Source organism: Leucobacter sp. WKLB1, from assembly GCF_059696215.1.
In genome coordinates this window covers 3539435-3552415 of sequence record NZ_AP046115.1, presented here as the reverse complement: position 1 = coordinate 3552415, position 12981 = coordinate 3539435, and the positions used below count along the sequence as shown (strand labels likewise).

Annotated in this window: 9 protein-coding genes; 6 read left to right on the top strand and 3 right to left on the bottom strand. The window is 68.0% G+C overall.

What is annotated here, in order from left to right:
• Positions 1-91 precede the first annotated feature (91 nt).
• Genes ACZF5Y_RS16350 through ACZF5Y_RS16340 form a run of 3 tightly spaced genes read left to right on the top strand, consistent with a single transcriptional unit; the run spans position 92 to position 2970 of the window.
• Positions 92-1018, top strand: coding sequence for a sugar phosphate isomerase/epimerase family protein (locus ACZF5Y_RS16350; protein ID WP_497533738.1), 927 nt, complete (start codon positions 92-94; stop codon positions 1016-1018).
• 34 nt (positions 1019-1052) lie between these two features.
• Entirely contained in the window at positions 1053-2069 is a 1017-nt protein-coding gene (locus ACZF5Y_RS16345; protein ID WP_497533737.1) for a Gfo/Idh/MocA family protein, read from the top strand.
• A 28-nt stretch (positions 2070-2097) separates the two neighbouring features.
• Positions 2098-2970, top strand: a complete 873-nt coding sequence (locus ACZF5Y_RS16340; protein ID WP_497533736.1) for a sugar phosphate isomerase/epimerase family protein — start codon at positions 2098-2100, stop codon at positions 2968-2970.
• Positions 2971-3232: 262 nt separating this feature from the next.
• On the opposite strand, the gene ACZF5Y_RS16335 is transcribed toward ACZF5Y_RS16340, so the two are convergent.
• Complete coding sequence (locus ACZF5Y_RS16335) at positions 3233-3997, bottom strand: sulfite exporter TauE/SafE family protein (RefSeq protein ID WP_497533735.1); 765 nt, start codon at positions 3995-3997, stop codon at positions 3233-3235.
• 109 nt (positions 3998-4106) lie between these two features.
• Here ACZF5Y_RS16335 and ACZF5Y_RS16330 point away from each other — a divergent pair, with 109 nt between their 5' ends.
• The 3 genes from ACZF5Y_RS16330 (at position 4107) to ACZF5Y_RS16320 (ending at position 10418) form a co-directional block, all read left to right on the top strand.
• Positions 4107-5582, top strand: coding sequence for a sugar porter family MFS transporter (locus tag ACZF5Y_RS16330; protein WP_497533734.1), 1476 nt, complete (start codon positions 4107-4109; stop codon positions 5580-5582).
• 84 nt (positions 5583-5666) lie between these two features.
• A complete protein-coding gene (locus ACZF5Y_RS16325; protein WP_497533733.1) occupies positions 5667-6695 on the top strand; it encodes a Gfo/Idh/MocA family protein in 1029 nt (342 codons plus the stop codon).
• A 120-nt stretch (positions 6696-6815) separates the two neighbouring features.
• On the top strand, positions 6816-10418 hold the full coding sequence (locus tag ACZF5Y_RS16320; RefSeq protein ID WP_497533732.1) for a bifunctional proline dehydrogenase/L-glutamate gamma-semialdehyde dehydrogenase: 3603 nt from the start codon (positions 6816-6818) through the stop codon (positions 10416-10418).
• A gap of 180 nt (positions 10419-10598) precedes the next feature.
• On the opposite strand, the gene ACZF5Y_RS16315 is transcribed toward ACZF5Y_RS16320, so the two are convergent.
• Complete coding sequence (locus ACZF5Y_RS16315; protein ID WP_497533731.1) at positions 10599-11606, bottom strand: sugar phosphate isomerase/epimerase family protein; 1008 nt, start codon at positions 11604-11606, stop codon at positions 10599-10601.
• A gap of 44 nt (positions 11607-11650) precedes the next feature.
• Entirely contained in the window at positions 11651-12841 is a 1191-nt protein-coding gene (locus ACZF5Y_RS16310) for a Gfo/Idh/MocA family protein (RefSeq protein ID WP_497533723.1), read from the bottom strand.
• Positions 12842-12981 lie beyond the last annotated feature (140 nt).

The following is a 12981-nucleotide window of genomic DNA, read 5'->3' as shown; positions in this document are numbered from 1 at the left end:
GGTCTACTATGGCTTATTGTCAATACAAAGACCCCCTGCGATGATGGACGGGAACGATCCGGCACCGTCGCCGAAAGAGAGGTTCTCGCCCATGGGTGAAACGAACGCCGAAAACCCCGGTCTGCGCATCGGAACCGCCCCCGACTCGTGGGGCGTCTGGTTCCCTGACGACCCGAACCAGGTACCGTGGGAGCGCTTCCTCGATGAGGTCGTGGCCTCGGGGTACGAGTGGATTGAACTCGGCCCGTACGGCTACCTGCCGACCGACCCCCACCAGCTCGAAGACGAACTCGGCAAGCGCGGCCTGAAGCTGTCGGCCGGCACCGTGTTCACCGGCTTCCACAAGGGTGACGACGAATGGCAGCGCGCCTGGGATCAGGCGCTCAACGTGGCGGGGCTCGCCTCGAAGCTCGGTGCCGAGCACCTCGTCGTGATCCCGGACCTGTGGCGCAGCGACGCGACGAGCGAGGTGCTCGAGTCGCGCACGCTGACCGATGAGCAGTGGGCGAAGCTCGGCGCAGGCCACGACCGTCTCGGTAAGGCGCTGCTCGAGGAGTTCGGGGTGAAGCAGCAGTTCCACTCGCACGCCGACAGCCACATTGGCACGACCCGCGAGGTGCTGCGCTTCCTCGACGAGACCGACGCGCGATACACGAACCTCTGCCTCGACACCGGCCACTTCGCCTACTACGGCGGCGACAACGTGAAGCTCATCGAGGAGCGCCCCGAGCGCATCGGCTACCTGCACCTGAAGCAGGTCGACCCCACGCTGCTCTTCGACGTGCTGAAGAACGACGTGCCGTTCGCCGAGGCCGTGACCCAGGGCATCATGATCGAGCCGCCGCACGGCATTCCCGACCTCGCGCCGGTCATCGAGGCGGTTGCGAAGATCGACTCCGAGATCTTCGCCATCGTCGAGCAAGACATGTACGGGTGCGACGTCGACCGCCCGTTCCCGATCGCGCAGCGCACGCGCGAGCACATCTTCGGGTGCACGCACCTCGCGCGCGTCTCGTAAGCGCCCCCCACTCACTCCTCGAAAGGATTCACCCATGACTGAAGATCTCCGCGTCGCCGTCGTCGGCGCCGGCATGATGGGCGCCGACCACATCGCCCGCATCACCCACCGCATCAGCGGCGCCCGTGTCTCCGCGGTCGTCGAGCCCGATGCCGGCCGCGCGGCAGCTGCCGCAGAGCACGCCCCCGGTGCCCAGGTGTTCGCGAGCGTCGAAGAGGCCATCGCGGCCGAAGCCCTCGACGCCGTGCTCATCGCGGTACCCGGTAAGTTCCATGCGCCCGTGCTGAAGCCCGCCCTCGAGGCGAAGCTGCCCATTCTCTGCGAGAAGCCGCTGACGCAGGATTCGGCGAGCTCGTGGGAGGTGCTCGAGCTCGAGCAGCAGCTCGACAAGCCCCACATTCAGGTCGGCTTCATGCGCCGCTTCGACACCGAGTACCAGGAACTGCGCCAGCTCGTCGAATCGGGCGAGAGCGGCGAGCTGCTCATGGTACGCGCCGTGCACCGCAACCCGACGGTGCCCGAGACCTACACCAACGACATGCTCATCACCGACTCGGTGGTGCACGAGTTCGACGTGGTGCCGTGGCTCGCCGGGTCGCGCGTCGTCAGCGTCGAGGTGAAGCACCCGCGCCGCAACTCGCTCGCACCCGAGCGCCTGCACGAGCCGATCCTGGTGATCATGGAGCTTGAGAACGGCGTGCTCGTCGACGTCGAGATGAGCGTCAGCGTGCAGTTCGGCTACCAGGTCGCCACCGAGGCCGTGTTCGAGCAGGGCGTTGCCCGCATCGGGCAGCCCTCGGGCCTGCAGCGCTGGAGCGCCGGGCGTTTCAGCGTGAAGGATCACGAGTCGTTCACGACCCGCTTCGCCGATGCGTATGACGCGCAGATTCAGCGCTGGGTCAACGCCGTGCACAACGGATCGCTCATCGACGGCCCGAACGCATGGGACGGCTACCTCGTCGCCCTCTCGTGCGAGGCCGGCGTCAAGGCCATGCACGAGGGCGGCACGGTCGCCGTCGAGGCGCCCGAGCGCCCCGCGTTCTACGCCTGATTTCGCATCCACACCGCATAGGAGCACCATGGTTCGCATTGCCCTCGACCCGACCCCGTACAACGATTCGGTGCATCTGCTCGACTTCCCCGATCTCGTGGCACGCCTCGGGTACGAGTACCTGCAGCTCACGCCGAGCCCCGACTTCGGGCGCCACTTCCACTACCCGAAGGTCGACAGCGACCTGATCGCGCAGCTGAAGAAGCGTGCGAAGGATGCCGGCGTCACGATCACCTCGGTGCTGCCCGTGCAGCGCTTCGGCGGCCCCGAGCCGCACCAGGTCGATGCTGCCGTCTTCAACACGACGCGCTACATCGAGATCGCTGCCGAGCTCGAGGCGCCGATCGTGAACACCGAATTCTCTGGCCGCCCCGAGCGCGAAGAGGAATCGGAGTACGCGTTCTACCGGTCGATGGAGCGGTTGATCCCCGTGCTCGAGCGCGAGGGCGTGACGCTGAACTTCGACCCGCACCCCGACGACTTCGTCGAGGACGGGCTCGAGGCGTGGCGCATCATCCGCGGGCTGAACACCGACCGTGTGGGGTTCGTCTACGTCGCCTCGCACACGTTCCACTACGGGGATCGCGCGACCAGCCTGATCCCGCAGCTCGGCGAGCGCCTGGGCGCCGTCTACGCGGCCGATACCTTCGATCACAATCGCTCGAACGGGCTCCGCTACATCACGAACCCGCCGGGCAACGCCGTGCGCGTGCACCAGCACCTCGCGATCGGTGACGGCGACGTCGACTGGACCGAGCTCTTCGGCGCCCTCAAGCAGTCGGGCTATCTCGACCGCGACGACGCCCTCATCGTCTCGAACGTCTTCGCCGAAGACGAGCGTGCCGACGAGATTTCGAAGTTCCAGCTCGCCAAGATCCGCGAGCTGGTCGGCCTGGCGTAGGCGGCTAGGTCGCACCACCCCTGCGAGCGGGGTCACTTTGGGAGCGTGTTGCGCACCGCGCACCGTCCCAAAGTGACCCCGCTCGCAGTGTTTCGCCGGCTGCGCCCGGATCGGGGCAACTTCGGGTGGGTGCCTGCGGCGATTTTCGTCGCCGCACCCACCCGAAGTTACCCCGATCGCAGGTTTGGGGCGCAGCAGGGCAGAGCAAGGCAGGCCAGGGCAGAGCGGTGGGGCAGTGGTCAGTGGCTGCCACCCCGCCGTCTCAGAAGAGCAGGAGGTAGAGGGCGCCGAGCACGGTCACGACGAGCACGGCGCCCTCGAACACCTGCTGCTTGACGCGCACGGCGATCCAGCGCCCGAAGAATGCGCCGATGACGACTCCCGGCACCAGGCAGAGGTCGAGCAGCAGGCTGCTGCCGTCGATGAGCCCGAGCCCGATCGAGAAGGGCAGCTTGGTGAGGTTGATGATCGCGAAGAACCAGGCCGCCGTGCCGAGGAACGCCTGCACCGGGAAGCGGGCGGCAAGGAAGTACATCGACATCACCGGGCCGCCGGCGTTCGCGACCATCGTGGTGAAGCCCGCGAGCGAGCCGTAGCCGATACTCGCGGCGAGCGGGTTGCCGGCCGCCGCCACCGCACCTGGGCGCTGTGACACCCAGCGGCGCCACAGGGTGAATGCGACGACGATGATGAGGATCGCGCCGATGACGCGACGCACCCACCCGTCATCGGCGACCGCGAGAAATACAGCGCCGAGCGCGAGCCCTGCCACGACTGCGGGGGCGAGCCGCAGAATCGTCGACCAGTTCGCGTGCTTGCGATACGACCAGACGGCAAAGATGTCGCCGACGATCAATAGCACGAGCAGCGCCCCCGTCGAGTGCTTGGCCGGCAGCAGTGCCGCGAAGATCGCGATCGAAATGGTGTTGATGCCGGGCAGCGCGGTCTTCGAGAAACCGACGATGACGGCGGCGACGCCGAGGATTGCCCAAGCCCACGGAGCGATTTCGGGCAGCAGTGACGTCACGTTCCCACTGTACTCCCAGGGAGAGTTTGTCCAAATGTAACGACATTGTTAAGCTCACATGTGCGGCCCGTTACCCGGCGCGCCGCACGCAGGACGAAGGAGTCACAGAATGTCAGTCGGAACCCCAGGCACGAGTCGAACATCGTTGCCGCCGTTGGGCACCGGAGCGCACCGAAGCCGTCTCGGCCTCGTCGCACTGGTCGCGACCTTCGGCGGACTGCTGTTCGGTTATGACACGGGCGTCGTCAACGGCGCGCTCAGCCCGATGTCGCAGGAACTCGGCCTCACTCCGTTCCTCGAGGGCTGGTTCACCAGCTCGCTCGTCTTCGCCGCAGCGATCGGCGCCATGGTCTGCGGCCGCCTCTCTGACGGATGGGGTCGACGCAAGACGATCATTCTGCTCGCCGTGCTCTTCTTCGTGGGCACCGCGTTCGTCGTCTTCGCGCCCGGCGGCGAGACGCTCGGCACCCACACCACCTTCGGCTTCTCGACGCTCATCGTCGGTCGCGTGCTGCTCGGCCTCGCGGTCGGCGGCGCCTCGACCGTCGTACCCGTGTTCCTCGCCGAACTCGCCCCCTACGAGATCCGCGGTTCGATCGCGGGTCGAAACGAACTCATGATCGTCGTCGGCCAGCTGGCCGCGTTCGTCGTGAACGCCATCATCGGCAACGTGTGGGGCCACATCGACAACATCTGGCGCGTCATGTTCGCCGTCTGCGCGCTCCCCGCGATCGCGCTATTCTTCGGCATGCTGCGCATGCCCGAATCGCCCCGCTGGCTCGTCAACCGCGGCGACTTCGATGGTGCCGAGCGCGTACTCGCGACCGTGCGCACCCCCGAGCGAGCCGCTGCAGAGACCGCCGACCTGCGAGCACTCGTCGAGGAGGAGCGCGGTGAGGAGCACCTCGGCTGGCGCGCGATCCTCTCGAACCGCAACCTGCTCAAGATCGTCTTCATCGGCATCGGCCTGGGCATCGCGCAGCAGCTGACCGGTATCAACTCGATCATGTACTTCGGCAGCCAGGTGCTCGAGCAGTCGGGCTTCTCGCAGAACGCCGCCCTCATTGCCAACGTCGCGCCCGGGGTCATCGCCGTGATCGGCGCGATCATCGCCCTGCAGATGATGGACCGCATCGATCGCCGCAAAACCTTCATCATCGGGTTCACGCTCACCACCATCAGCCACTTGCTGATCGGCATTGCTTCGCTCACGCTTCCCGAAGGCAGCGCGGTGCGCCCCTGGATCATCCTGGCCCTCGTAGTCATCTTCGTGGGCTCCATGCAGACCTTCTTGAACGTCGCACTGTGGGTGTACCTCTCGGAGATCTTCCCGCTGCATATGCGCGGCATCGGTATGGGCATCTCGGTCTTCGCGCTGTGGATCATGAACGGCATCGTCGCGCTCTTCTTCCTGCCGCTCGTCGACGGCGTCGGCATCTCGAGCACCTTCTTCGTCTTCGCCGTCGTGGGAGCCCTCGCCCTCTTCTTCGTGTGGAAGTGGGTGCCCGAGACCCGCGGGCGCACACTCGAAGCGCTCGAGGAAGAAGTGACCACGGGCATGATCTACGTGCCACGAAAGAAGTAAGGATCACGGCGGGTGGCGCATCAGCGCCACCCGCCGTTGTTATCGGTGCGGGTGCACACCCGCGTGCGATCGAAAGGATCACCCATGCGCATCGGACTCGTCGGATTCGGGGTCGGCGGACGACTGTTTCACCTGCCCTATATTCAGGCTGCGAGCGAATGGGAGCTCGTGGGTGTGGTCGCTCGCGCGGAGGCGACGCGTGCGTCGCTTGCAGAGGCGGCCCCCGGGGTCGAGGCGTTCGCTTCGCTCGATGAACTCATCGACGCGGGCGTTGACGCCGTTGTCATCACGACGCCTCCGGCGACCCGCCGCGAGCTCGTGCTCCGTGCGCTCGAGCGCGGCGTGCACGTGGTCGCCGACAAGCCGTTCGCGCCCGACGCCGAGACGGCCCGCGAGCTCATTGCTGCGGCCGATGCCGCCGGGCGTGTGCTCACGGTCTTCCACAACCGGCGCTGGGACACCGACCTCGTGACGTTGCGCTCCGTGCTCGACTCGGGTGTGCTGGGGCCGGTGTGGCGGGCGGACTTCGCGCTTGAGCAAGACGACCGCACCGTGCTCGATCAGGGCCCCGACGAGGGCCTGCTGCGCGACCTCGGTGCGCACGTCGTCGACCAGCTCACGCAGCTCTTCGGCCCGGTCGCGCGCGTCGACGCGCACCTCGACTGGGTCGGTGCGGGCGACGAGCGGGTCGATGTCGGGTTCTTTCTCGGTCTGCACCACGCCTCGGGGGTCTTCAGTTCGGTGTCGTCGACCAAGGGCGCGCGCCGTCAGGATCGCCGCATGATCGTGACCGGACTCGAGGGCAACTACGAGTCGCACATGAGCGACGTGCAGTTCGAGCAGTTGCTCGCCGGGCTGCGACCGGCAACCGACGCCGACGTCTGGGGCGTCGAAGCCGAGGAGCGCTGGGGCGTGCTGACGGTCGGCGCGGAGCCGATCCGCGTCCCCTCGCTGCGCGGCGACTACAGCGATTTCTACCGCGACCTGCATCGCGCAATCGCCTCGGGCACCGCGCCCTCGGTCACCCTTGACGAAGCGCTGCACACCGTATTGGTGCTCGACGCGGCCCGTGAGAGTGCGGTGACGGGGGAGCGCGTCTCCGTCTCGCAATGAAGCAAATCTGAACGGTAATGCACCGAATTCCTCGCTTTTCTTGAATCGCGGGGCGCGAGACGATGGCAGCAGTCACTACTCGAGCCCGCACGCGTGCGCGCTGATTCGGAAAGGCCGCTCGTGACCCCCACCGCAGCCGGCAGTGTTGCCCACCCGTCACCTTCCGAGGCGACTGGCCAGACCCGTCCGCAGGAGCTCGCGGATGCCGCGATCGCCCTGGTGCAGCGGTGGCTGCGCGAGGCCGCCGAAATTCCGGCGGACGCCTCAGCGGAGCGCCTCGCCGGGGTGCTCAAAGACCCGAACGGTCTCGCCTTCACCGTCGGATTCGTCGACGGCGTCGTGCGGCCCGAAGATCTGGGGGCAGCGGCGAAGCGACTGCGCGAGCTCGTGCCGCTCACCCCGTCGTTTCTCCCCGCGCCCATGCGGGGCGCGATCGGCCTCGGCGGTGCGCTCGCCGCCCCGTTCAAGGGTGCCGTCGTGCCGATCGCCCGTCGCGTGCTGCGCGAGATGGTCAGCCACCTCATCATCGATGCGACCGACAGCAAGCTGGGGCCGGCGATCGCGAAGATCAAGCGCGACGACGTGCGCTTGAATCTCAATCTGCTGGGTGAGGCGATCCTGGGCGAGCATGAAGCCGAGCGGCGTCTCGCCGGCACCCACCGGCTGCTGGCCCGCGATGATGTCGACTACGTCTCCATCAAGGTGTCGGCGACCGTCGCCCCGCACAATCATTGGGCCTTCGACGAAGCCGTGCAGCACATCGAGCACCAGCTGCTGCCGCTCTTCGAGCGCGCGAACACGGCGAGCCCGCAGAAGTTCATCAACCTCGACATGGAGGAGTACAAAGATCTCGACCTGACCCTCGCTGTGTTCATGCGGATGCTGAATCGCCCCGAGTTCCGCGATCTCGAGGCCGGCATCGTGCTGCAGGCCTACCTGCCCGATGCGCTCGGGGCGATGATGCGGTTGCAGCAGTGGGCCGCGACCCGCGTGGACGCCGGGGGAGCTCCGATCAAAGTGCGCATCGTGAAGGGGGCGAACCTGCCGATGGAGCAGGTCGACGCCGCGATGCACGGCTGGCCGGTCGCGACGTGGAGCTCGAAGCAGCAGAGCGACACGAACTACAAGGCGGTCATCGACTACGCACTCACCGCCGAGCGCGTGCGCAACGTGCGCATCGGGGTCGCCGGGCACAACCTCTTCGACATTGCGCTTGCGTGGCTGCTGGCGCAGGCGCGCGGCGCGACCTCGGGGGTCGAGTTCGAGATGCTGCTCGGTATGGCGACCGGTCAGGCCGAAGCGGTGAAGCGCGAGGTCGGATCGCTGCTGCTCTACACGCCCGTCGTGCACCCGCAAGAGTTCGACGTCGCGATCGCCTATCTCATCCGCCGCCTCGAGGAGGGCGCGAGCTCCGAGAACTTCATGTCGGCGGTGTTCGAGCTGAACGATGCACCGGAGCTGTTCGCGCGCGAACAACAGCGCTTCCTCGCTTCGCTCGCCGACCTCGAAGCGATCACGGCCGATGGTGCGCCCGAGCACTTCGCGGTGCCCGCCGCGAACCGGCAGCAGGATCGCCGCACCTTCGACTCTGACGGCGTCGAGGGGCGGGTCGACGCCCGAGTCGCCGCAGGCCGCTCGGGTGCCTTTGACAACGCGCCCGATACCGACCCAGATCTGCCGGGCAACCGTGTCTGGGGTCGCGCGATCGCCGAACGCATGGTCGAATCGCGTCTCGGCATCGATCTCGTCGCTGCAGCGGAGGTCGCCGACCGAGACGCGCTCGATGCGATCATTGCGCGCGGAGTGCAGGCCGCCGAGGGATGGCAGGCGCTCGGTGCCGATGAGCGCGCCCGCATCTTGACCCGCGCCGGCGAGCGTCTCGAGGCGAAGCGCGCCGAGCTGCTCCAGGTCATGGGGGCGGAGTGCGGCAAGACGCTCGATCAGGGCGACCCGGAGGTGAGCGAAGCCATCGACTTCGCGAACTACTACGCGATGCTCGGGCAGATGCTGCCGCAGGTCGACGGGGCCGTGTACCAGCCGCAGCGCCTCATCGCGGTGATTCCGCCGTGGAACTTTCCGGTCGCGATTCCGGCGGGCGGCGTGCTCTCGGGCCTCGCCTCAGGGGCGTCCGTGATCATCAAGCCCGCGTCGAATGCCGCGCGCTCGGGCGCCATCATGATCGAGGCGCTCTGGGAGGCCGGTGTGCCGCGCGACGTGCTGCAGCTCGTGCAGTTTCCCGACCGCGTGCTCGGCTCAGCCCTGGTCGCCGACCCGCGAGTCGATCGGCTGATCCTGACCGGCGCATACGAGACCGCGGCTCGCTTCCGCGACCTGCGCCCCGATCTGCCGATCCTCGCCGAGACCAGCGGCAAGAACGCGATCATCGTCACCCCGAACGCCGACCTCGACCTTGCGGCGAGAGACGTCGCCCTCTCGGCCTTCGGCCATGCGGGGCAGAAGTGCTCGGCGGCGTCACTCGTGATTCTCGTCGGCTCGGTGGCGACGTCGAAGCGCTTCCGTGGGCAGCTGCTCGACGCGGTGCGATCGCTCACCGTCGGCACCCCCGACGACCTCGACACTCAAATGGGCCCCATCATCACGGCGCCCGAGGGCAAACTGCTGCGGGGGTTGACCACGCTCGGACCGGGGGAGCGATGGCTCATCGAACCGGCTCCCATCGAAAGCGACCATCCGCTCGCGCAAGACCGTCACGGTGCGACGAAACTGTGGACGCCCGGCGTGCGCGAGGGGGTGCGACGGGGTTCGGAGTACCACCTCACCGAGTACTTCGGGCCGATTCTCGGCATCATGACCGCCGAGACGCTCGACGAAGCCATCGACCTGGTCAACGACATCGACTACGGACTCACTTCGGGGCTGCACTCGCTCGACCGCGACGACCTCGACCTGTGGCTGCGCCGCGTGCAGGCCGGCAACCTCTACGTGAACCGCGGCATCACCGGCGCGATTGTGCGTCGGCAGAGCTTCGGCGGCTGGAAGAAGTCGGCCATCGGCGCCGGCACCAAGGCGGGCGGCCCCAACTACCTGCACGGGCTCGGCGACTGGATCGACGCACCCGTCAACGCTCCGCTGCGCGCCCCGCGCCCACGGGCCGCACGACTGCTCACCGCGGCCGAGCGCGCGGGCGTCGCGGGCGCCGAACTCGCGTGGTTGCGCGCGGCGCTCGGCTCAGACGCGCAGGCATGGGATGACGAGTTCGGTATCGCCAGAGACGCCTCGCAGCTCGGCATCGAGGTCAACGCGCTGCGCTACCTTCCCGTATCGACCATCGTGCGCTGGGCCGCGGACGCGGCGCCGCATCACGCGGTGCGCGTCATCGCCGCCGCGCTCGCCGCAGGGGCCACGCCGCAGCTCAGCACGCCGGTCGCGCTGCCCGCGCCGATCGCCGAAGCGCTCGCAGCAGCAGGGGTGCAGGTCGCGTACGAAGATGCCGAGGCCTGGGCTGCGCGCCTGCGCCGGCTCGCCGCGCAGCAAGGGCCGACCGCCGGAGCGCGCGTGCGCATCGTCGCGGGCGACTCCCGCACGGCGGAGGTGGCCGCCGTCATCGCCGCGACCGGAGGTGTGCCCGACATCGCGGTCTACGGCGGGCCCGTAGTGTCGGCCGGCCGCGTCGAGATGCTGCCGCATCTGCACGAGCAGGCCGTGTCGATCACCGCGCATCGCTTCGGCACGCCGAATGCGCTGTCGGAGGGGTTGCTGTAGGTCGCAAGCGGCCGCATCGCCACCCCGTCCGCGACTATGTTGCCCGTGGCTCCGCCCCGCCTCGCCCGCGATCTGCGAGCGGGGTCACTTTCGGAGGGTGTCGGCCATGCCGCACCCTCCGAAAGTGACCCCGCTGCCAGAGAGATGGGGCGGAGCCGCACGAGGCGGCTCAGAGCCCCGCTACAGCGAGGCCTGCAGCGCCGCGTCGGCGTCGCGCAGCACCTTCGCCGCGACCTCAAGCCCTTCGATGCGGCCGAGCGACAGGTCTTCGTGCTCGATGTTGACCCACATCTGGGGGTCGACCTCGTGGATCGCGCGCAGGAACTCGGTCCAGAACGCGGTGTCGTGCCCCTTGCCGAGCGCCACGAAATCCCACGCCGACTGCTTCGGCCACTCGTTGGCCCACTCGTCGCCGCCCAGGTTGGTGCGTGGTTCGTCGGCGCCGAGGCGGCGGAAGGAGTTGTCGAGCACGCCGTTGAGCGCGGCCCACTCGGGGTTCACGCGTACGTCTTTCGCCGCGGCGTGGAACACGAGCTCACCGAGGTGGCGCACGACGGCGACCGGGTCCATCTGCTGCCAGAACAGGTGCGAGGCATCGAGTTCGACACCGACGTGCGTCGCGCCGGTCAGCTCAATGAGCTTGTGCACGTCGGCGGAGTTGAAGACGAGGTTCTGCGGGTGCAGCTCAAGGGCGACTTTGACGCCGTGCTCGGCGGCGAAGCGGTCGGTCTCGCGCCAGAACTTCGCGGCGACCTCCCACTGGTAGTCGAGCACGTCGAGTGCTGCCGAGTTCCAGGCGTTGACCACCCAGTTGACCACGGTGGCGCCGGGCTCGCCCCCGGGCAGTCCCGACATGGTGACCACGCGATCCTGCCCCAACCGCTCGGCGAGCTGGATCGACCGCCGCACGTCACCTGCGTGCGCATCGCCGATGGCGGCCTTCGGGTGCAACGGATTGCCGTTGCAGTTGAGGCCGGCGATGGAGACCCCGGTGCCGTCAAAGAGGCCGAGGAAGTCGTCGCGTGCAGCGTCGGATTCGAGGATCTGGTCGAAGGTGGGGATGTGCAGGGACGGCAGGAATCCGCCCGAGTTGAGCTCGATGCCGGTGAGGCCGAGGTCGCGGACGACCTCGATGGCCTCGGGCAGCGTGCGGTCGTGGAGAATTGCGTTGTAGACGCCGAGTTTCATGGGAGCGCTCGTTTCTGGGGTTGTCAAGTTCGGGGTGTGCGGGATCAGCGGACCGCGACCGCTGCGCCGCCGTGGGCTGCCGACTCTGCGACGGCCGCGAGAAACTCCATGTTGTGCACGCCGTCGTCGAAGCTCTTGCAGCGCGGCAGCGATTCGGCGGCGGGGATGCCGGCGACCTCTTCGAGGAACGCGCGCGCCTGGTGCACGAACAGGTCGTTCTGGCCGATGCCGACGCCGGGGGCGTCCATCGCCCAGCCGCCCGCGTAGTGCGGGTGCGCCGGGCCGAGCGGAATGGTGCGGTAGCCGGCGACATCGGCTTGCTCGTCGTGCAGCATGACCTCGACCTGTGCGGGGTTGGTCTGCGACCAGCGAGCCGCGCCGCGCGAGCCGAAGACCTCGAGGTAGATGTCGTTCGGGTGCCCGGCGGCGACTCGTGACACCTCGATCGTGCCGACGCAGTGCGCGAACTCGGCGTTGAATGTGGCGTAGTCGTCGTTGGTGACGGGAGCGGTCTCGTCGCTGACGTTGCCGCGGCTGTGGCCGACGACCTGGCCGAGCGGCTTCGGGCGCTCGGTGATCGCGGTGTGGAAGCGGCCCCCCGAGACCTCGCGTACGGGGCCGCAGAGGTACTCGGCCACGTAGCTCAGGTGGCTGCCCACGTCGCCGAGCGCGCCGGAGCCGGCCGGACCCTGGTAGCGCCAGCTGATGGGCGCATCGGGGCGGCAGCCGTAGTCGGTCCAGTAGCGGCCCGAGAAGTGCTGTACGTCGCCAAGACGCCCGTCGTCGATGAGTTTGCGCAGGAAGGCGATGCCCGGGGCGCGGAGGTAGCTGAAGCCGATGCGCGCGATCGTGCCCGTCGCGTCGGCGGCGCGTGCGACGTCGGCCATGGCGCGCGCGTCTTCGATCGTGTCGCTGAGCGGCTTCTCGCAGAGCACATGCTTGCCGGCGGCGAGCAAGCCCTCGACAATCTCGCGGTGCAGGGAGTTGGCGACGACAACGCTCACCACGTCGATGTCGTCGGCCGCGGCGATGTCGCGCCAGTCGGCGACGTGCCGCTCGAATCCGAATCGCTTCGCGGTCTCTTCACCGAGCGGCGCAAAGACGTCGCCGATGGCGACGAGGCGGATCTCGGGCAGCACGGGGGAGTAGAGGGTGGAGGCTGCACGGTACGCGGCGGCGTGGGCTTTGCCGGCCATGCCGGCTCCGATGACGGCGACGCCGATGGATGCGTTCACGAGGTTCCTTTCGAGGGGCTTCATTGCTGCGAGAACGTGAGCGCTGTTAGTGTTGGAGCGCTCCAATCGGAATTACGGTAACCCTGGTTTCATGTCCTGTCAATACGGCGCGCGGGGGGCTCGAGGCTGCCGTAGTCTGG